We start from the raw sequence: 20,633 nt of genomic DNA, 5'->3' as shown, positions 1-20,633 counted from the left end.
CCCCGGGGCCTGGGGCGGGAGCCCCGCCTTCCAGCCCCTCCGGCGATTGAGGAGCGGGGCCTGGGGCCGAGCCCCAGTTGTGGGAAGGGGCGGGGAGGGGAAAGCATCGATTTGCGGCTCCGCCGCGCGGCCCGCCGCAGGCGTCAGAGCCCGGCGGACGCCCCCTCGTTCGGCCAGCGGCTCAGCCCTTGGGAAGGCTCGGCGCCGCGCAACCGTGGTGTTCGGCCGAGGCGGCGGCGAACGCCGCCAGGGCGGCGCGTTCGTAGGCGAGGTCGGGGCGGCGGCGGGTCTCGCCGTCGGCGGCGTCGGCGCGGATGAGGTAGAGGGCGGACTCGGCGCCGCGCGGGCAGGTGGCACCGGCCCAGTAGGCGCTCTGGCCGAGCCGCCCGGCGGGCTTCTCGGCGGGGGTCACGTTCTCGTAGTCGTAGTCCCGGGTGTACTGGGAGCGGGCGTCCTCCGCGTACGGGCCGTAGTACGCCTCCAGCCGGTACAGCGGTGAGCCGTCCCGGGTGCCGAGGACGCAGCTCTCGCGCGGTGCCCGGTCACGGGCGGTCTCGCGGGCGGTGGAGACGGCGGAGCGGGAGGCGGTGGGGACGGCCGCGCAGGTGCCCTTGGCGCCGAGCAGCGGTTCGTACTCGTCCGCGTTCACCGGCAGGCCGACGGTGCGGACCGGCTTGCCCAGGCGCGCGCCGCAGCCCCAGTGGTCATTCGCCGCCTCGGCGGTCGCGGTGGCGGTGCGGACGAAGTCGGGGCGGACGGCGGGGTCGTCGAGGGTGGCGGCGCCGCGCAGCGCGGTCTCGACGGTGATCAGCAGACTGTCGCCGCGCCGGGCGCAGTCGAGCAGCACGGCGGTGGTGGCCGTGCCGTCCTCGGCGTCGTCCAGCCGTGCGGTGTCGGTGGCGAACAGGCCGGACCAGCCGTGGCCGAGGGGGACGGGGAGCGTGCGGCGGGCGGGTACGGCGGTGTAGAGGTCGTCGTACCCGTACTCGGCGCGGGGGCGGGGCGAGCCCGCGATGGAGACGGCGATATGGCCGGTGTCCTCGGCGGTGACACGGCAGTGGACGGAGAGGGAGTTGGCCCGCTTGGCGCCGCTCTCGTCGCTGTTGGCGCTCTTGGCGCTCTTGGCGCTCTCGCCGCTCTTGGCGCCCTTGGCGGCGCTGCCGGCCTTCTTGCCGAAGGAGCCCTCGGTGCGGTTCGTGACGTCCAGTTCGGTGTCGTCGCCGAGCACCGAGCGGACCTCGCCCACCGGAAGCACTCCGTCGCAGGCCCCCTCCAGCGCCCGGTCCTCGCTGCCCACGAACCAGACGAACGCCCCGGTGAGGGCGGCCAGCGCCACCGCGACGGCCACCAGGGCGCGGATCCGGCGGCGGGTGAGTGCGGGTCGGGTCAGTGCCACTGCTCGACCTCCCCGAGCACCTTGGTGTCGCGGCACTTCGCGGACGCGGGCCAGCCGTCGTCGGCGTCGAGATAGCGGTCCAGGACCGTACGCGCGGCGGTGGAGAGCCTGGCGCGGTCCTTGCTGCCGATGACGGCCGTCTCACCGTCCTCGAGCCGGATCTCGGGGAGCACGGCGACCCGGTGGTAGGTGGTGCGGCCACCGCACACCGACTGGGCCCACAGGGCGAGTTGGGGCCGTCCGGCGTAGGCGGAGACGCGGTCCTCCTGCCGGGTGTCAGCGCCCGCGTCCGTCTCGGAGTCCGTCTCGGAACCGGCCTCGGAGGGGCGCTTGTCGTCCTCCGCTCCCCACCCGGGCACATGGCCCTCGCGTTCGTAGGAGTCGTACGCCGACCGGCCGAGGATCCCCGACCAGCTGGCCGCCTCGACCTCGGTGACCCGCCACTGCTTCGGGCGCGGGCGCTCACCGGCGTTCTTCTCCGCGTCCCACTCCCCGGCACAGGCGCTCAGGCCGGTGGACTCCTGGAGATCGCCGAGGGTGGTCCAGGAGCCGGAGGCGACACCGGGGAGCGAGGAGCCGTCGATCCACTCGCATTTGCGCAGGCCCTGGCCGGGCGCGCCATGGGTCTCGTCCGTGTCCACCACGGCGGTGGGCGTCGTGAGCGGGCCGGAGCCGCAGTGCTGGGCCTTGGTGAGGGCGTTGGCCACGTGTACGGCGGTACGGAAGCCGAGGAGCGCGGCGGCGCGGTCCGGCTTGCCGCTGCCCGCCGTCGCCTCGTCGTCCTCGTCGGCCTCGCTGGCCTTGCCGGGCTCGTCCGCCGAGTCGGTCCCGTCAGTCCCGTCAGTCCCGTCAGTCACCCGGGCCGTCACATACAGATCGGTCGTGGGCCGGACCCGGCCGCCGAGCCCGCCCAGGCAGTCGGCCACCAGCCAGGCGCCCCGCTTCCCGTACTGGCCGGTGGTGCCCGGCGCCACGAACGTGCCACGGCCACCGGCCGGTTCGAGGAGGTCCCGGGTCTCGACGGCCTCGGGCACATCGGAGACCAGCGCCTCGGCGTGGACCGTGACCCCGTATCCGTCGCCCCACGACAGGGAGCAGTCCAGCAACGAGCGGCTCTCCTGGCCGGGGGCGAGCATCGTGCCGTGCTCTCTGAGCTCGCCCGGCCGCTCGTCACGCACCAGCCGTTCGAGGTCCCCGTACGGCAGGGTGCCGTCGCACGCCTTCCTCAACTGGGCCCGGTTGGCGGCGAGATGGCCGCCGCCGCTGTCCCGGGTCACGAGGACGGCCCCCGCGATCCCCACGACCGCCATCAGCACGACAAGGGGCGTGCGGCGCTGCCACACACGGCCCCATAAACCACGCATCCCGCCCTTAACTCCTTACATCCCCTGACCAGTTCCCCCCTTGATCAGGCGGGGACAGTATCAGAGGGCCGGGACCACGGCGGCGGCGCGGGCTACCCCTTCGTGCCCGACGGCCGCCCCTTCGCCCCGGAGCCCACCGGGTCGAAGCGGAAGACCTGCCCCGGGGCGTCGGACCGGCACGGCAGCTGGACCACATGGGCCCAGCGCCGGGTGGTGCCGCCGGGCAGCGCCAGACACTGGTCGGTGTGCGCGGGCCGCAGCCGGAACCCCTCGGCGGGCCGGTCGACGGCCTCCAGCCGGAACTCCTCGCCCGCTCCCCGGCTCTCGCAGTAGTCGTCGCCCAGCCAGGCGCCCTCGGCCTTGCTCTGGCCCATGATCCCGGAGCAGCCGGGGCCGTGCTCGGGGTGCAGGGTGGCGATCTGCCACAGCCCGTCGTCCAGGCGCTTGAGCGAGAACGAGGGGAAGACCTCCGCGCACGGCACCTGATAGACCCAGGAGGTCTTATCCGTCCGGCGTTCGGACAGACACAGCGAGGAGTGGACGGCCCGGATCCGGTACTTCCCGGGCGCGGGCGTGGGCGCCGAGTCGTCCGGGGAGACCGCCACGGACCCGCCCTTGTCGTCCCGTCCGCCGGGCCCTTCGCCCCCGCCCTCGTCGTCGTGCGCCCGCCAGACGAGCACGGCGGCGACGGCGGCCACGACGACCGTCAGCCCGAGCGCGGCGCTCAGCATCGGCATCCGTAAGCGCCGGGCGCCCGCCTCGGGCGTACGGGAGGAGGAGAGGCCGGTCGACGGTGCGGGCTCATCACTTTCACCACGCTCACCACTCTCGACCGGCTCGACCCGCTCGACCCGCTCGACCGGCTCGATCTCGGTGACGCCGGCGGCACGGGCCGCGAGGTCCTTACGGACGGCCAGCCACACGGTGAGCTCCGCGGGCCCCACCCCACAGGCCCGCACGAAGGCCGCGACCAGCTCCTCGCGGGGCAGCGTGGCGCGCCCGAGCATATTGGCGACCGTGCTGCGCGGCAGTACGTCCCCGACCGCGTCGGCCCGCGTGGTCAGCTCCCGGTAGGTCAGCCGGGACCAGTCCTTGAGCGCCTGCAGCGCGGCGATGAACTCCCCCGGGCTCCGCGCCCCCTGTGGATCCGGTGCTCTGTCCGCCTCGGCCATCTGTGGTTGTCTCCCCCGCCGTTGTGTCCCGGCCCTGTCCGGGACTGCTCCGGAACATGTCCCGGACAGGGGACAGCCTTGTTCACTCCGGCCGTTCGTTCAAGGCTGAACCTCGCCAACAGCGCACGGCCGCGGCGGTCTTGATCTTCCACGGGGGGATGATCAAGACCGCCGCGGCCGACGAGGACGAGAGACGTAGACGAGAAGGAGACGAGAGACGGGAAAGAGAGAGCCGGAGGCCGTGGCGGGTCAGAAGACCGACTCGGCCTCGTCCATCCGGTCCACCGGCACGGTCTTGAGCTCGGTGACCGCGTTGGCGATCGGCACCATCGTGATGTCCGTGCCGCGCAGCGCGGTCATCATGCCGAAGTCGCCCCGGTGCGCCGCCTCGACGGCGTGCCAGCCGAAGCGGGTGGCCAGCACACGGTCGTACGCGGTGGGCGTGCCGCCGCGCTGCACATGCCCCAGGATGACCGGGCGGGCCTCCTTGCCCAGGCGCCGCTCCAGCTCGGCCGCGAGGCGGTTGCCGATCCCGGTGAACCGCTCATGGCCGTACTGGTCGATCTCGCCCTTCTGGTACTCCATGGAGCCCTCGGCCGGGTGCGCGCCCTCGGCGACGCAGATGACGGCGAACTTCTTGCCGCGGGCGAACCGCTCCTCGACCATCTTCACCAGCCCGTCGATCTCGAAGGGCCGCTCCGGCAGGCAGATGCCGTGGGCGCCGCCGGCCATCCCGGACTCCAGCGCGATCCAGCCCGCGTGGCGCCCCATGACCTCGACGACCATCACCCGCTGATGGGATTCGGCGGTGGTCTTCAGCCGGTCCATGGCCTCGGTGGCGACGCCGACGGCGGTGTCGAAGCCGAAGGTGCGGTCGGTGGAGGAGATGTCGTTGTCGATCGTCTTGGGGACGCCGACGATCGGCAGCCCGGCGTCGGAGAGCATCCGCGCCGCGGTGAGGGTGCCCTCGCCGCCGATCGGGATCAGCACATCTATCCCGTAGTCGCGGGCGTGGTCCTTCGAGGTCTCGCACGCCTCGCGCAGCCGGGCGCGCTCCAGGCGGGAGGAACCGAGGATGGTGCCGCCGCGGGCGAGGATGCCGCTGACGGCGTCGAGGTCGAGCTTGCGGTGACGGCCGTCGAGGAGCCCCTTGAAACCGTCCTCGAATCCGATCACCTCGTCTCCGTGGCCGGCGACCGCGCGGTGCACCACCGACCGGATCACAGCGTTGAGACCGGGGCAGTCGCCGCCTGCGGTGAGAACTCCGATGCGCATCGTGCTGTGTCTCCTGCTCCCTACGGGTAGATGTGAGCCAGTCCGATTGTTTCATGGGCGGGGTGGTGCTGTATCCCCCGAGCAACAAGCGCCTTAATCACGGTCGCAGGTATTGTCAAGAGGACTGGGCCGGTCAATGTGGCCAATTTGTGTCCGATGGGCGCACATAACGAAAACACCGACGAACGCCAGAGGAACGGAGAGCACGCGTGACACGCAGCGTGTACGTGACCGGAGTCGAGCGTGGCGACGGACGCCAGGTCGTGGAGCTGGGAGTCATGGAGCTCCTGACCCGCCATGTCGACCGGGTCGGCGTCTTCCGCCCGCTGGTGCACGACGACCCCGACCGCCTCTTCGACCTGCTGCGGGCGCGCTACCGGCTCGGCCAGTCGCCGGAGTCCGTCTTCGGCATGCGTTACGAGGACGCGGCCACGCTCCAGGCCGAGCGGGGCACCGACGAGCTGGTCTCGCAGCTGGTCGGCCGCTTCCACGAGGTGGCCGACGCGTATGACTACGTCCTGGTGCTGGGCAGCGACTACGCGGCCACCAGCCTCCCCGACGAGCTGGGGCTGAACGCACGGCTGGCCAATGAGTTCGGCGCCTCGGTGATCACGGTGGTCGGCGGACAGCAGCAGACCGCCGAGTCGGCCGGCGCCGAGGCCCACAACGCCTACCGCGCCTATGAGGGGCGGGGCTGCGACGTGGTCGCGGTGGTCGTCAACCGGGTGGCACCCGGGGACCGCGCGGCCATCGCCGACCGGCTGGCCGCCAAGCTGCCGGTCCCCAGCTATGTGCTGCCCGAGGACGGGTCGCTGTCGGCGCCCACCGTCTCCCAGATCGTCCGCACCCTGGGCGCCGAGGTGCTGCTCGGCGATCACACCGGGCTCTCCCGGGATGTGCGGGACTTCGTCTTCGGCGGCGCGATGCTGCCGAGCTTCCTGCCCGCGCTGACCGAGGGCTGCCTGGTGGTGACGCCCGGGGACCGCGCCGACCTGATCGTCGGCGCGCTCGCCGCGCACAGCGCGGGCGCCCCGCCGATCGCCGGGGTGCTGCTCACCCTGGACGAGCGGCCGGGTCCCGACATCCTGGCGCTGGCCTCACGGCTGGCCCCGGGGACGCCGGTGGTGTCGGTGGCGGGCGGGTCCTTCCCGACGGCGGCCGAGCTGTTCGCCATCGAGGGCAAGCTCACGGCGAGCGCGCCGCGCAAGGCGGAGACCGCGCTGGGCCTCTTCGAGCGGCATGTGGACACCGCGGCGCTGACCGAGCGCATCTCGGTGGGCCGCTCCGGCCGGGTCACCCCGATGATGTTCGAGCGCGAGCTGATCGAGCGGTCCCGGTCGAACCGCCGCCGGGTGGTGCTGCCCGAGGGCGCGGAGGAGCGGGTGCTGCGCGCCGCCGACGTACTGCTCCGCCGCGATGTGTGCGATCTCACACTGCTGGGCGAGGAGGAGCCGATCCGCAAGCGCGCCGCCGAGCTCGGCATCCAGCTCGCCGAGGCGCAGATCATCGACCCGCAGACCTCCCCGCTGCGGGAGCGCTTCGCGGAGGGCTACGCGAAGCTGCGCGCCCACAAGGGCGTCTCCTACGAGCTGGCGTACGACGTGGTGGCCGACGTGTCGTACTTCGGCACCCTGATGGTCCAGGAGGGGCTGGCCGACGGCATGGTCTCCGGCGCGGTGCACTCCACCGCCGCCACCATCCGGCCCGCCTTCGAGATCATCAAGACCGCCCCGGGCGCCCAGATCGTCTCCTCGGTCTTCTTCATGTGCCTGGCCGACCGGGTGCTGGTGTACGGCGACTGCGCGGTCAACCCCGACCCGGGCGCCGAGCAGCTCGCGGACATCGCCATCCAGTCGGCGACGACGGCCGCCCAGTTCGGGGTGGAGCCGAGGATCGCGATGCTGTCGTACTCCACCGGCACCTCCGGCTCCGGCGCGGACGTGGACAAGGTCCGCAAGGCGACCGAGCTGGTCCGCGAGCGGCGCCCGGATCTGCTGGTCGAGGGCCCGATCCAGTACGACGCGGCGGTGGACGCCGCGGTGGCGGCGACCAAGCTGCCCGAGTCCGAGGTGGCGGGCAGGGCCACCGTGCTGATCTTCCCGGACCTGAACACCGGCAACAACACCTACAAGGCCGTGCAGCGCTCGGCGGGCGCCGTCGCGGTCGGCCCGGTGCTCCAGGGCCTGCGCAAGCCGGTGAACGACCTGTCCCGCGGGGCACTCGTGCAGGACATCGTCAACACCGTCTCGATCACCGCCATCCAGGCCCAGTCCCCGGCGACCGCCACCTCCCCGACGTCCCCGGCGTCCCCGACACAGAAGGCGCACTCCGCGTGAACGGCTCCCGAGTCCTCGTCCTCAACTCCGGCTCCTCGTCCGTGAAGTACCAGCTGCTGGACATGGCCGACGGCTCCCGTCCGGCCTCCGGCATCGTGGAGCGGATCGGTGAGGGCCCCGTCGCCGACCACTCGGCGGCCCTCAAGCAGGTGGCCGACGAGCTGGCCGCCAAGGGCCTGGGCCTCGACTCGCCCGAGCTGGCGGCGGTCGGCCACCGGGTGGTGCACGGCGGCACCCGGTTCACCGAGCCGACCCTGATCACCGACGAGGTGGTCGAGGAGATCGAGAAGCTGATCCCGCTGGCCCCGCTGCACAACCCGGCCAATGTCACCGGGATCAAGGTGGCCCGCGCGCTGCGCCCGGATCTGCCGCAGGTCGCGGTCTTCGACACGGCGTTCCACTCGACCATCCCGGAGGCGGCGGCGCGCTACGCGATCGACGTGGCGACCGCCGACCGCTGGGGGGTGCGGCGCTACGGCTTCCACGGCACCTCGCACGCGTATGTCTCCCGGGCCACCGCGGAACTGCTGGGCAAGGAGCCCGCGGAGGTCAACACGATCGTGCTGCACCTGGGCAACGGGGCCAGCGCCTCGGCGGTGCGCGGCGGTGTGTGCGTGGAGACCTCGATGGGGCTGACGCCGTTGGAGGGCCTGGTGATGGGTACCCGTTCCGGGGACATCGACCCAGCGGCGATCTTCCATCTGTCCCGGGTGGGCGGCATGTCGACCGATGAGATCGACACGCTGCTCAACAAGCGCAGCGGGCTGGCCGGGCTGTGCGGGGACAACGACATGCGCGAGATCGGCCGCCGGATGGGCGAGGGCGACCGGGCCGCCCAGCTCGCCTTCGACATCTACATCCACCGACTGCGGAAGTATGTGGGCGCGTACACCGCGGTGCTCGGACGGGTGGACGCCATCGCGTTCACCGCCGGTGTGGGGGAGAACTCCGCGGCGGTACGGGAGGCGGCGATGCGCGGCCTCACCGCGTTCGGCATCGAGGTGGACGGCGTCCGCAACGCGCTGCGCTCCGCCACGGCGCGGCTGATCTCCACGGAGGCCAGCCGGGTCGCGGTGGCCGTGGTGCCCACCGATGAGGAGCTGGAGATCGCCAGCCAGACGTTCGACCTGGTCAGCGCCTAGGCTCCGGTTCCGCTCCGCTGTGCCCTTGATTGAAATATTCCGCTCCGAAACAAACCCGATAGGATCTGCCTCATGCGCCGTTCCAAAATCGTCTGCACTCTGGGCCCCGCCGTCGACTCCTACGACCAGCTGAAGTCCCTGATCGAGGCCGGGATGAACGTGGCCCGGTTCAACATGAGCCACGGAAGCCACCCGGAGCACGAGGAGCGGTACCACCGCGTCCGCAAGGCTTCCGAGGAGACCGGGCACGCGGTCGGCGTCCTCGCCGACCTCCAGGGCCCCAAGATCCGTCTGGAGACCTTCAAGGACGGACCGGTGGAACTGGTCCGCGGGGATGAGTTCATCATCACCACCGAGGACGTGGACGGTGACCGGACCATCTGCGGCACCACCTACAAGGGGCTGCCGGGCGACGTCTCCAAGGGCGACCAGGTCCTGATCAACGACGGCAATGTCGAGCTGCGGGTCACCGCCGTCGAGGGCTCCCGGGTACGGACCATCGTCATCGAGGGCGGGGTGATCTCCGACCACAAGGGGATCAACCTGCCGGGTGCGGCGGTCAATGTGCCCGCGCTGTCCGAGAAGGACATCGAGGACCTGAAGTTCGCCCTGCGGATGGGCTGCGACATGGTCGCCCTCTCCTTCGTCCGGGACGCGTCCGACGTCCGGGACGTCCACCGCGTCATGGACGAGGTGGGCCGCCGGGTGCCGGTGATCGCCAAGGTGGAGAAGCCGCAGGCGGTCGCCAACATGACCGATGTCGTCGCGGCCTTCGACGGGGTGATGGTGGCCCGTGGTGACCTCGCGGTGGAGTATCCGCTGGAGAAGGTCCCGATGGTGCAGAAGCGGCTGATCGAGCTCTGCCGCCGCAACGCCAAGCCGGTGATCGTCGCGACCCAGATGATGGAGTCGATGATCACCAACTCCCGGCCGACCCGCGCCGAGGCGTCCGATGTCGCCAACGCGATCCTGGACGGCGCCGACGCGGTGATGCTCTCCGCCGAGTCCTCGGTCGGCTCGTACCCGATCGAGACGGTCAAGGTGATGTCCCGGATCGTCGAGGCCGCCGAGCAGGAGCTGCTCTCACGCGGTCTCCAGCCGCTGGTGCCCGGCAAGAAGCCGCGCACCCAGGGCGGTTCGGTGGCGCGTGCGGCGTGCGAGATCGCCGACTTCCTGGGCGCCAAGTCGCTGGTGGCGTTCACCCAGTCCGGTGACACCGCCCGCCGGCTGTCCCGCTACCGCGCCCAGCAGCCGATCGTGGCCTTCACCACCGACGCGTCCACCCGCAACCAGCTCACGCTGAGCTGGGGCGTGGAGTCCTACGTGGTGCCGTATGTCGAGCACACCGACGCGATGGTCGACCTGGTGGACGCCGAGCTGCTGAAGCTGGGCCGCTACTCCGAGGGCGACACCATGATCATGACCGCCGGTTCGCCCCCCGGCGTCCCCGGCACCACCAACATGGTCCGGGTCCACCACCTGGGCGGCGCGAGCGAGTAGCGCCGAACGCCCCGTAACGCGACCGTGGGGGCCCCCGCGCGCGCGGGGGGGGGGGCCCCCGGGGGGGGGGGCGGGGGGGGGGCGCGGGGGGGGGGGCCCCCGGGGGGGGCGCGCCGGGGGCCGCCCCCCCCCCCCCCCCCCACGCCCCGCGGCGCCCCGCCGCGCGGTGGGGGGGGGGCCCCCCCGCTCGTTTCCCTCCTCGCGGAGGGGCGTGCGGCTCCCGAACGGGTCGGCGGGGCGCGGGATCACTCCCCGGTCTTGAACAGATGCATACCCGGTACGGTCAGCGTGCCGCCGAACTGGCCGGCCTGCGTGACCGTGACATCGGTGAAGAACACCTCGGGGATGTTGACCGGCGGCGGGCTCTTGGGGCTGAAGGTGATCGGGATGAGCCCCAGCAGGTTCCCCTTCAGCTCCTCGGTGTACATGGTCACCGTGCCGTCGCGAATGGTCGAGGTGGACCCCTCGCGCGCCTGCACATGCGTGGTGGTCCCGGCCGGGCCCACCACCAGCTGGTGGAGGTCCTTGATGTCCACGCCCGAGGCGGTGAACTTCAGGACCTTCTTGATCTGGCCCCCCTGCGTCTTGACCTCCACGATGCCCTTGTAGTCCAGGCCGTGCAGGCTCAGCATCGTGCTCTTGAGGGTCCAGGGGTCCTCGGGCAGCAGGCTCGAGGTCGGGTCCGTCTCGGCGTTCTCGTACGCGTCGGCGTCGAACTTCGGGCAGGGGAACGCCTCCTTGCCGTCCGCGTCCTTCGAGGCGGACGCGGAGGGCTTGGGAAGCGCCTTGTCCGCCTTGTCCTTGGCGTCGTCGACGGTCTTGCCCACCTCGTCCACGGTGTCCTTGACGCCCTTGCCCACCTTGTCCACCGTGTCCTTGACCGGATCGGTGGGCTTGTCGGAGGACTTGGACGGGGACGGCGACGAGCTGGGCTTGTCGCTGGAGGACGGGCTCGGCGAGGCGCTCGGCTCGGCCGAATCGTCCCCGCTCTTCTCGCCGGGCGTGAGGACGTCGTGGAGCACGTCCCCGAGTCCCAGCGGGTCCAGCGGGTTCTTGGACTTGGAGGGGCTCGGCGAGGCCGAGGGCTCCTTCGACTCCTTCTCGTCCCCGGAGCCGGACGACGGAGCGGAGGAGGAACTGGACGGAGACGGCGTAGGAGCGGCCTTGTCGTCCCGGGACCCGGTCGGGCTGCCCGAGGGCTCCTCAGAGCCCTTGGAGCCGTCCTTGGAGTCCTTCTCGGACGAACCCTTGGCGTCCTTGGAGTCCTTGTCCTCGCCTTGGGCGTCCTTGCCACCCTTGGCGTCGTCCTTGTCCGCCTCGTCCGGCTGCGACACACACGGCCCGGGCTTGTAGCGGTCCTCGGGCCGGGGGTTGGCCGAGGCGAGCTGCGGAGTGAGCCCCATGCCCATCAGCACGGCCGTCGGCATGGCGGCCAGCGCTATGGCCTTGCCGGCGGGCACCTGAAGGCGGGTGAGTACCGACTTCTTCGGTGCCGCGTGCCGCGGGCCGGTTCTGACCCGGCGTGGGCTCACTCCCTCCGGCCGCTCGGGTCGGTCTTCACCCCGCACGGTGCCTCCCATTCCTGGCTTCCTGGTCCGACGCGGACCCGGCCCCGGCCGGCTCCGGCACGCTTCCACCGTTCCCGTCGTCCTCCGACGCGTTTCCCGGCCCCTCGGCCGGCTGCGCGGAGGGAGTCTCCCCGGGTGCCCAGGCGATGCTCATGCCGCCGCCGAACAGCGCGAGCAGGAATCCCAGCAGGAAGCCGCCGAAGTTGGAGACGGGGATCGACACCAGACCGAGCAGGATCGTGGCGACTCCGGCGAACACCCGCACCATGGGCTGGAACCACATGGTCAGGCCCAGGACCACCAACAGCACCCCGATGATCAGCGAGGCCGATCCGGCGGTGGTGGACATGTTGATGGTGAATCCACCGGCGTTGAGGTCGTTGTACGGGAAGTACATGATCGGTACGCCCGCCAGCAGGCTCAACAGCCCCGCCCAGAACGGGCGCTGCCAGCGCCATGCCCTGAAGGACCCCCGCCAACGGCTGATACGGTCACTCGCCCCCGGCGACTCGGCACTCATTGAAAACAGCTCCCTGGGGCTGGCGATCGGTGTGATCGCGGTTGTTCTGCAGCGGTACTAGCCTGGCGCATACACGCTGCGGGTCGATGCCCGGGTGAGGGGCAGCGCCGCGGCCCCCCACCCTTGGCTCAGCTGATCAGAAGCACTCGTTCTTACCCTTGCTGACCTTCATCGAAAGGCCAGAGAGCTTGAACGTGCCCGCACTGGTCGCCCAGGCGGTCTGCTTCACACCGGTCAGCGTGGCGGAATCGGACTGCTGGCCGAACGAACCGGGATCGGCCACATCGCCCTTGTTGATGCCGGGACCCTTGTGGGCGTCTCCCGCCGCGACACCGATGTCGATCCCACGGAACGTGGCGTCCGCGTTGAGCTGATCGAGATCGATGAAGAGGTTCTTGGCCTCAACCGTCTTGCTGCCATTGCCGGCCGTCAGCTTCAGCGACACATCGCCGAAAACGGGAACCGGGATCACGACGGACTGGCACAGGCCCTTGAGCTTCGCGCTCTTGAACGCCGACACCGCGACGGGGATCTTCTTGCCCCCGTGCTGGGTGTCAAGCGCGCCGTACTGCGCGAACCCGGTGCCGTCGAGCCGGTCGACCGAGACCTTGAACTGCTGACCGGACACGTTGAACGAGGCCGCGAGCGCACCCTGGGACAGGGCGACGCCGATCGCGGCCGTGGCAGCAACGCTCGGCACCATGACAACGGCGAACCGCTTCCATCTGGTGCCGCCACGAGCCACGGACTCCATGACTTTCCTCCTTCTCGGACGTACATCTCCGGCCGGGGCGGGGCCCCGGACCTGGGATGGGAGAAGTGCTACGTCCTCGGGAAGGAGAGCGCCCACGTCTCACAGGCGCACACCGCACCCGAAACACCGGCGATCACCCCCGAGCGACAACCACTGGCCACGCAATCTCGCGCAACCTCCTGGACAGGCCCTGCTTTGTGGGCAGAGACCCCCCTGTCCACGGTCGGCGCCACTGCCGCCGACCTGCCCGGTGGGGACCCAACCACACCGACGCGCCGACCGGATGCCGAGCTACGGGGGGATGGACCGAGCTTGGCCGATCGTGGTCCATTCCCGGCCTGGGCACAAGGGGCTCGTTACTAGCGAGTAACGGACGGATAACCGAACCGCGGCAGGACGGTCGAGATCGGGCACTCAGGGTTGCCGGAAAGTGACCGGAAAGAGAGGGAGATTTACTCCAAGACCGGACAAAGCCGGGGCTCGCATTTACTGGCAGTAACAGCGACCGCGTTTACCAAGTTTTGGCAAAGAGCGGTCGCTGTGTTGTTTGAGGAGCCGGAGGTCAGAACAGCACCCGCGCCAACGCGCCGCGCGCCGCCACCACTCGGGGATCCTCACCGCCGATCACCTCGAACAGACTCAGCAGATGAACGCGGGCCGCGTCCCGGTCCTCCCCCGCCGTACGGCGCACCGCGTCCACCAACCGGCCGAAGGCGTCCTCCACATGACCGCCCACCAGGTCGAGGTCGGCCGCGGCGATCTGGGCCTTGACATCCGCCGGGCTCTCCGCGGCCGCCTTGCGCACCTGGGTGGCGTCCAGTCCCGAGACGCGCTCCAGCAACTGGGCCTGGGCCAGGCCCAGCTTGGCCTCGCCGTTGCCGGGGTCGTCGGCGAGCAGGCCCTGGTACGCCCGCACCGCACCGCCCAGGTCACCGGCGTCCAGAGCCTGATGGGCCGCGGCGAGCGCGAGGTCCTGCGGCGACTCGGGGACCGCCGGAGCGGCCTCCTCGGCCTCCTCGTCCTGGTCGCCGGGCTCGACCGGTGTACCCACGATGCCGAACTGCTGCTCCGCCGCCTGGATCAGCTGGTCCAGCACCTGGCGGATCTGTGCCTCGGGCGCGGCGCCCTGGAAGAGCGGCACCGGCTGGCCCGCGATCACCGCGAAGACCGCGGGGATGCCCTGGACGCCGAACTGCTGGAAGAGCATCTGGTTGGCGTCGACGTCGATCTTCGCGAGGACGAACCGCCCCGCGTACTCCGTGGCCAGCCGCTCCAGGACGGGACCGAGCTGCTTGCACGGCTCGCACCACTCGGCCCAGAAGTCGATGACGACCGGCACTTCGGTGGAGCGCTGCAGGACGTCCTGCTGAAAATCCGCCTCGTCGACATTGAAGATCAGACGGCCGGACGCGGGCGCGCCCCCGGTGCGGGCCGCGTCGGCCCGCGCCCGCTCCGCCTTCTGCTTCGCTTCTCCGGCCGCCTTCACCGCGGCGAGGTCGACCACTCCACTCATGGACATGTTCCGTGGCTGCATGGTCCCATCCTCCCCTCTTCGCGCGGTGAAGGGAAAAGCGCATCGACCGATGGACCGGCCGTGGCACGCCCTTACGCTACGAGTCGTAGCGTAACTCACCCGGGACGATGCGCGGTACTGGCGGGTAGGGTGCCGCGCATGAGCCCGTCCGCACGCCGCACCGGGCGCCCGCGCAGCGCCGAGGCCGACCGCGCCATCCTGGGCGCGACGCGTGCCGCCCTGGTGGAACTGGGCTGGGCGAAGCTGACCCTGGGCGATGTGGCGGCCCGCGCCGGAGTGGCCAAGACGACCCTCTACCGCCGCTGGGCGAGCAAGTGCGAGCTGGTGGTGGACGCGGTCGCGGCGGTCTTCGACGAACACCTGGAAGCGGGCGACCACGGCAGTCTGCACGCCGATGTGGAGGCCGCGGTGATCCGGCTGGGGGCGCTGCTGGAGCGCCCCGAGACGGGCACCGCGCTGATGGCCGTCCTCGCCGAGGCCATGCACGACGAGTCGCTGCGGCGCCGGGTGCGCTCGGCCATCGTGGAGCGGCAGAAGCGGCTGGTGACGATCGGCCGGGAGCGCGCCCGGCTCCGTGGTGAGCTGCCGCGCGAGGAGGACCCGGAGGCGTCGGCCCGCAACGCGGACCTGATCTTCGACGCGGTCGCCGGGACGGTGCTCCACCGGCTGATGGTCAGCGCGGAGCCGGTGGACCCGCGCTGGGCGCGGGACTTCACGGATCTGCTGCTGTACGGGATGACCGGGGCGGACTCCGGGGGCACGGTGGCCGCCGGACCCGCGCCGGACGGGGCTCAGAAGCCGGCCGGCTCCGTGTAGACGCCCCACTCGTCGCGGAGGGCGTCGCAGATCTCGCCGAGCGTCGCCTCGGCGCGCACCGCGGCCAGCATCGGCTCGATCATGTTGGACCCCGCGCGGGCGGCGGCGATCATCGCCCGGATCCCCTTGGTGATCGCGGCCTCGTCACGCCCGGCCTTACGGCCGCCGAGCGCCCGCACCTGCTCGCGCTCGACCTCGTGGCCGACCCGCAGGATCTCCAGATCGCCGGTGACCGAGCCCTCGTGGCAGTTGACGCCGACGACCTTCTTGTCGCCCTTCTCCAGGGCCCGCTGGTAGCGGAAGGCGGATTCGGCGATCTCGCCGGTGAACCAGCCGTCCTCGATGCCCTGGAGGATGCCCGCGGTGATCGGCCACCGGGGCTCCCGCCCGTCCGGCACCGTACGGCGGCCGCGCTCCTTGATCTGCTCGAAGATCTTCTCGGCGTCGGCCTCGATCCGGTCGGTCAGCGCCTCGATGTACCAGGAACCGCCCAGCGGGTCGGCCACATTGGCCACCCCGGTCTCCTCCATCAGCACCTGCTGGGTGCGCAGGGCGATCTCGGCGGCCTGCTCGCTGGGCAGGGCGAGGGTCTCGTCCAGGGCGTTGGTGTGCAGCGAGTTGGTGCCGCCGAGGACCGCGGCGAGGGCCTCCACGGCGGTCCGCACCACGTTGTTGTACGGCTGCTGGGCGGTGAGCGAGACCCCGGCGGTCTGGGTGTGGAACCGCAGCCACTGCGCCTTCTCGGTGGTCGCCCCGTAGACATCGCGCATCCAGCGGGCCCAGATCCGGCGGGCGGCGCGGAACTTGGCGATCTCCTCGAAGAAGTCGACATGCGCGTCGAAGAAGAAGGACAGTCCGGGCGCGAAGGTGTCGACGTCCAGGCCCCGGGAGAGGCCGAGCTCCACATAGCCGAAGCCGTCGGCGAGGGTGTACGCGAGCTCCTGCGCGGCCGTGGCCCCGGCCTCGCGGATGTGGTAGCCGGAGACGGACAGCGGCTTGTACGCGGGGATGCCCTCGGAGCAGTACTCCATCAGGTCGCCGATCAGCTTCAGATGCGGCTCCGGCGGGAAGAGCCACTCCTTCTGCGCGATGTACTCCTTGAAGATGTCCGTCTGGAGCGTGCCGTTCAGCCGTGCGGTGTCCACGCCCTGGCGCTCGGCGGCGACCAGGTACATACAGAAGACGGGGACGGCCGGACCGCTGATGGTCATCGAGGTGGTGACATCGCCGAGCGGGATGTCCTTGAAGAGGATCTCCATGTCGGCGGCGGAGTCGATGGCGACACCGCAGTGGCCGACCTCGCCGAGCGAGCGCGGGTCGTCGGAGTCGCGGCCCATCAGGGTGGGCATGTCGAAGGCGACCGAGAGCCCGCCGCCGCCCGCCTTCAGGATCATCTTGTAGCGCTCATTGGTCTGCTCGGCATTGCCGAACCCGGCGAACTGGCGGATGGTCCAGGACCGGCCCCGGTACCCGGTGGCGTAGAGGCCACGGGTGAACGGGAACTCCCCGGGCCAGCCGATCCGCTCGAACCCGTCCACGGAGTCGCCCGGGGCGGGTCCGTAGACCGGCTCGACGGGGTCCCCCGACAGCGTGCTGCGCGTCCAATCCCTTGGGGGCCTCACCCCCGAACCCCCGACGGCGTCGCGCTTGCGGGCCGCGTCGTACCGGGCCTGCCAGCGTCGGCGGCCCGCCTCAATGCCTTCGGCGTCCATCCTTCAAAAGTACTTGGACGTCCTACTAATTGTCGAAGGAAGACACGCCGCACCCGGCCGATCGGGTGACCCCGGCCACCGCTTCCGCGCGCCTCGTCCGGGCTCGGACGGGACGCGCGGAGTACCCCGGAACCGCGGGTCAGACCTGCGCGGGCGTCGGTTCGGCGCCGCTGACCAGCGGCTCCACCTCATGGGTGACCTTGCGCTCGACGAAGAACGCGGCCGTCGGGATGGTGCCCGCCACCAGGACCCACAGCAGCTTGCCGAACGGCCATTTGGCCTTGGAGCCGAGGTCGAAGGCGAAGACCAGGTAGACGATGTAGAGCACACCGTGAATCTGGGAGACCACGAGCGTGAGGTCCTCGCCCGTGTCGAAGCCGTACTTGAACACCATGCAGGTGCAGAGCACGAGCAGCATCACTGCGGTGATGTAGGCCATGACCCGGTAGCGGGTCAGCACACTGCGTTTCATGCCCTGAGCGTAACCGCCCGTTCCGGGGCGATCTTCGCCGCCCCCGGTCTTCAGCGGCCGCCCCCGAAGCCCCGCTCAGTCGTCCTCGAAGTCCTCCGCCGAGACCCGCAGCGGGCGCAGCATCTCGAAGATCCGGCCGCAGTCCTCGGCGTCGTAGGCCCCGAGCCCGAACTCCATCGCCATCAGATCGCGGGTGGCCGACTCGACCACCTCACGGCCCCGGTCGGTGATCGAGGCCAGGGTGCCGCGGCCGTCGTTGGGGTTCGGCCGCTTGTCGACCAGACCCGATGTGACCAGGCGGTCCACCGTATTGGTGACCGAGGTCGGGTGGACCATCAGCCGCTCGCCGATCTTGGACATCGGCAGCTCACCGGCCTTGGAGAAGGTGAGCAGCACCAGCGCCTCATAGCGGGCGAAGGTCAGTCCGTAGGGTCTGACGACCGCGTCGACCTGGCTCAGCAGGATCTGGTGGGCCCGCATGATCGAGGTGATCGCGGCCATCGACGGCACGGAACCCCACCGCTGCTTCCAGAGCTCATCGGCGCGGGCGATGGGGTCGAACGACAGGCTGAGCGGCTTCGGCACACCACCGACCCTACCGGCCGGTCATATCGCGGTCAGCCCTATCTCACACTTCGGGCCGGACGGGCCCTTCAGACCGTACGCCGCACCTCCAGCGCCACCAGCAGCGAGCAGAGCGCCCCGCAGCCGCCCGCGGCCGCGGCCACCACATGGACCGGTACGAACTCGGCGACCGCGCCCGAGACCGCCATGCCGAGACCCTGCGCGGTCATCAGCCCGGCCGTCATCACCGTCATCGCCCGGCCGCGCAGCTCATCGGGGACGGCGGCGAAGAACCACTGGTCGAGGCCGAGGCTGTAGGCGATACCGCAGCCGGTCATCACCTGGAGGGCCAGCGCCCAGCCGAACGACGGATGGACGGCGTACCCCAGGGCGGGCAGCATCGCCGCGACGCCGACCGGCAGCGTCAGCCGGGCCCGCGCGCGCGGCCCCAGCAGCGAGCCCACCAGCGCCTCACTGGCGACCGCGCCCACCGGCATCCCGCACATCAGCAGCCCAAGCCCCGCCGAGCCGAGGCCCAGCCCATCGGAGTACGGCGTCAGCAGGACCTCGGGCATCACCACGAACATCGGCGGCACCCACGACAGCAGCATCAGCGCCCGGATCCGGCGGTCCGCGAACAGCCGCCGGATCCCGCTCAGCGAGTCCCCGAGCAGGGGGCACCTCCCAGCGGTAGCTGGGGGAGCCCCGCCCCCGGTCAGCTGCCGCGCCGGGCGGCGGCGGGTGCCGAAGCGGAGCACCAGCGCCGAGCCGACGAGCGCCGCCGCGGTGAGCGCCAGCGCGGCCCGCGGCGAGACGGCGGCGAGCAGCAGCCCGCCGACGCCGAACCCGGCGAGCTGCGCGGTCTGGGCGGTGATCCGGATGACCGAGCGGCCCAGCACGAAGGCGTCGCCCTCGCCGAGGATGTCGCCGAGCGTCGCCGACCGGGTGCCGCTGAACACCGGGGAGATCACGGCGGGCACACAGCGCAGCGCGAGCAGCGCCGCCACCGGCATCCCCGGCACCACCATCGCGGCCACGCACGCGGCGTGCACCAGATCGCAGACCACCAGCACCCGGCGGGCCGGGAAGCGGTCGGCGACGGAGGACAGCAGGGCGCCGCCGATCACGTACGGCAGCATCGACGTGGCGAACGTCAGGGCGCTCAGCAGTGGCGATCCGGTGAGCCGGAAGACCAGGACGGACAGCGCGATCTGGCCGACCACCTCGCCGAGCATGGAGACCAGGTGCGCGGCGAAGACGGCCCGGAACTCACCGACCGCGAACACCGCGCGGTAGCCAACGCTCCCCGGGCCCCGCGGCGGCCCCTCGTCGGCACCGGGCGCGAGCTCGGGTCGGGAGGCGGGCGCGTCGGGACGCGACTCGAGAGGGCCCGTGGTGCCGGGCCCGGGGGGCGTTGACATGTCGGAAGCCTGCCCGTGCGGGCGGGGCGGGCTCTAGTGTTTCGGACTGAGCCGAATCTTCGGGTCGGGAGTGACGCCATGCCACTGCATATGCAGTTCGGTGCCGACGATCTGCTGCGCTGCCGGTTCGCCATCTCGCCGCTGTGCCAGACCCATGAGGCGGTGCGCACCCTGCGCCGGACCGAGCGGCACGGCTATCACCTGCCGTGGCTGCGGCGGGTGCGGGCGGCGATGGCCGGGCTCGATCTGTCGGAGCTGTGGCTGCTGATGCCGGGGCGCGGCTACACCCCGGACTTCCTGGGCCCGCCGCCGGAGGTGCCGTACGCGCCGTTCGAGGACGAGCTGGCGCGGATGCGGGCCACGGACCCCGCCGCCGCCCGCCGTGAGCTGGTCCTGTCCCTGGAGTGCACCCCGGGGGCCGCCGACTCTCCCCGGGGCCGGGCGATGCTGGACGATCCGGCGCGGGCCGTCCAGCGGCTGGCGGATGTGACCGAACGGGCCTGGCGGGCCCTGGTGGAACCGGACTGGCCCCGGCTGCGGGCGCTGCTGGAGGCCGATATCGCCTATCGCTCACGGCAGCTGGCCGAGGGCGGCCTGGAGCGGCTGTTCGCGGATCTGCGCCCGGCGCTGCGCTGGACCGACGGCGCGCTCACCATCCGCAACTCCGTGGTGCCCGCCCAGACACAGGACCTCGACGGCCGCGGGGTGCTGCTGATGCCCAGCGTCTTCGTCTGGCCGGATGTGATCAGCGGCTTCGTCCCGCCGTGGCAGCCCACGGTGATCTATCCGGCGCGCGGGGTCGGCGGGCTGTGGCGGGAGCCGGACGCGGTCACGGCGGACGCGCTCGTACGGCTCCTGGGGGCCAGCCGCGCCGCGATCCTCTCCGGTCTGGAGGAGCCCGCGTCCACCACGGCCCTGGCCGCCCGGCACCGGCTGGCGCCCTCGTCGGTCTCGGCGCATCTGGCCGTGCTGCGCGCCGCCGGGCTGCTCAGCTCACGCCGCCAGGGCCATCAGGTGCTGTACGAGCGCACCCCGCTGGGCATGGCCCTGGTGGGCGGGGGCTGAGACCCCCGCCCGCACCGGGGCG

Annotated in this window: 17 protein-coding genes; 5 read left to right on the top strand and 12 right to left on the bottom strand. The window is 71.5% G+C overall.

All coding sequences use genetic code 11. The annotated features are described in order from the left end of the window. Positions 1-181: 181 nt before the first annotated feature. The 4 genes from ACFXB5_RS28665 to ACFXB5_RS28650 form a co-directional block, all read right to left on the bottom strand. Positions 182-1,396, bottom strand: a complete 1,215-nt coding sequence (locus ACFXB5_RS28665; RefSeq protein ID WP_385212848.1) for a hypothetical protein — start codon at positions 1,394-1,396, stop codon at positions 182-184. Continuing rightward, positions 1,387-2,760 carry a hypothetical protein gene (locus ACFXB5_RS28660; RefSeq protein ID WP_385212846.1) on the bottom strand — a complete coding sequence of 458 codons (1,374 nt, stop codon included), beginning with the start codon at positions 2,758-2,760 and terminating at the stop codon, positions 1,387-1,389. The genes ACFXB5_RS28665 and ACFXB5_RS28660 overlap by 10 nt, the downstream gene beginning before the upstream one ends. Before the next feature lie 92 nt (positions 2,761-2,852). Beyond that, positions 2,853-3,932, bottom strand: coding sequence for a hypothetical protein (locus tag ACFXB5_RS28655; RefSeq protein WP_385212844.1), 1,080 nt, complete (start codon positions 3,930-3,932; stop codon positions 2,853-2,855). Between the two features lie 249 nt (positions 3,933-4,181). Continuing rightward, on the bottom strand, positions 4,182-5,207 hold the full coding sequence (locus ACFXB5_RS28650; RefSeq protein WP_385212842.1) for a 6-phosphofructokinase: 1,026 nt from the start codon (positions 5,205-5,207) through the stop codon (positions 4,182-4,184). Between the two features lie 209 nt (positions 5,208-5,416). Here ACFXB5_RS28650 and pta point away from each other — a divergent pair, with 209 nt between their 5' ends. The 3 genes from pta to pyk all read left to right on the top strand — a co-directional run bounded on the left by pta (position 5,417) and on the right by pyk (position 10,185). Next, the gene (gene pta, locus ACFXB5_RS28645) at positions 5,417-7,543 is read left to right on the top strand and encodes a phosphate acetyltransferase (RefSeq protein ID WP_385212840.1); all 2,127 of its coding nucleotides are present in this window, start codon (positions 5,417-5,419) and stop codon (positions 7,541-7,543) included. After that, a complete protein-coding gene (locus tag ACFXB5_RS28640) occupies positions 7,540-8,685 on the top strand; it encodes an acetate kinase (RefSeq protein WP_385212838.1) in 1,146 nt (381 codons plus the stop codon). Before pta ends, ACFXB5_RS28640 begins: the two co-directional genes overlap by 4 nt. A 72-nt stretch (positions 8,686-8,757) precedes the next feature. Next, the gene (pyk, locus tag ACFXB5_RS28635) at positions 8,758-10,185 is read left to right on the top strand and encodes a pyruvate kinase (RefSeq protein WP_385212836.1); all 1,428 of its coding nucleotides are present in this window, start codon (positions 8,758-8,760) and stop codon (positions 10,183-10,185) included. Between the two features lie 245 nt (positions 10,186-10,430). Here the strand turns inward: pyk and ACFXB5_RS28630 are convergent, their stop codons facing one another. The 4 genes from ACFXB5_RS28630 to ACFXB5_RS28615 form a co-directional block, all read right to left on the bottom strand. After that, complete coding sequence (locus ACFXB5_RS28630; RefSeq protein WP_385212834.1) at positions 10,431-11,765, bottom strand: hydrogenase expression protein HypF; 1,335 nt, start codon at positions 11,763-11,765, stop codon at positions 10,431-10,433. After that, positions 11,743-12,273 carry a DUF6114 domain-containing protein gene (locus ACFXB5_RS28625; RefSeq protein ID WP_201851211.1) on the bottom strand — a complete coding sequence of 177 codons (531 nt, stop codon included), beginning with the start codon at positions 12,271-12,273 and terminating at the stop codon, positions 11,743-11,745. Before ACFXB5_RS28625 ends, ACFXB5_RS28630 begins: the two co-directional genes overlap by 23 nt. 136 nt (positions 12,274-12,409) lie before the next feature. Further along, positions 12,410-13,027, bottom strand: coding sequence for a DUF6230 family protein (locus ACFXB5_RS28620; RefSeq protein ID WP_385212831.1), 618 nt, complete (start codon positions 13,025-13,027; stop codon positions 12,410-12,412). 562 nt (positions 13,028-13,589) lie between these two features. Next, positions 13,590-14,561, bottom strand: a complete 972-nt coding sequence (locus tag ACFXB5_RS28615; RefSeq protein ID WP_385212829.1) for a tetratricopeptide repeat protein — start codon at positions 14,559-14,561, stop codon at positions 13,590-13,592. 138 nt (positions 14,562-14,699) lie between these two features. Here ACFXB5_RS28615 and ACFXB5_RS28610 point away from each other — a divergent pair, with 138 nt between their 5' ends. Continuing rightward, on the top strand, positions 14,700-15,377 hold the full coding sequence (locus ACFXB5_RS28610) for a TetR/AcrR family transcriptional regulator (RefSeq protein ID WP_385212827.1): 678 nt from the start codon (positions 14,700-14,702) through the stop codon (positions 15,375-15,377). Here ACFXB5_RS28610 and ACFXB5_RS28605 read toward each other — a convergent pair. From ACFXB5_RS28605 to ACFXB5_RS28590, 4 genes are all read right to left on the bottom strand, one after another. Then, entirely contained in the window at positions 15,353-17,089 is a 1,737-nt protein-coding gene (locus ACFXB5_RS28605; protein WP_385212825.1) for a methylmalonyl-CoA mutase, read from the bottom strand. The genes ACFXB5_RS28610 and ACFXB5_RS28605 overlap by 25 nt on opposite strands. 139 nt (positions 17,090-17,228) lie before the next feature. After that, on the bottom strand, positions 17,229-17,561 hold the full coding sequence (locus tag ACFXB5_RS28600) for a DUF3817 domain-containing protein (protein ID WP_385212823.1): 333 nt from the start codon (positions 17,559-17,561) through the stop codon (positions 17,229-17,231). 75 nt (positions 17,562-17,636) lie between these two features. Next, on the bottom strand, positions 17,637-18,146 hold the full coding sequence (locus tag ACFXB5_RS28595) for a MarR family winged helix-turn-helix transcriptional regulator (RefSeq protein ID WP_201851221.1): 510 nt from the start codon (positions 18,144-18,146) through the stop codon (positions 17,637-17,639). A gap of 68 nt (positions 18,147-18,214) precedes the next feature. Beyond that, positions 18,215-19,546, bottom strand: coding sequence for an MFS transporter (locus tag ACFXB5_RS28590; RefSeq protein WP_385212821.1), 1,332 nt, complete (start codon positions 19,544-19,546; stop codon positions 18,215-18,217). 78 nt (positions 19,547-19,624) lie between these two features. On the opposite strand from ACFXB5_RS28590, the gene ACFXB5_RS28585 reads away from it, so the two are divergent. Further along, positions 19,625-20,611: a DUF5937 family protein gene (locus tag ACFXB5_RS28585; protein ID WP_385212819.1), complete on the top strand. Its 987-nt coding sequence runs from the start codon at positions 19,625-19,627 to the stop codon at positions 20,609-20,611. Positions 20,612-20,633 lie beyond the last annotated feature (22 nt).

Source organism: Streptomyces sp. NPDC059455 (assembly GCF_042750115.1).
Taxonomy (GTDB): Bacteria; Actinomycetota; Actinomycetes; order Streptomycetales; family Streptomycetaceae; genus Streptomyces; species Streptomyces endocoffeicus.
This window is presented reverse-complemented; position numbering and strand designations above follow the sequence as displayed.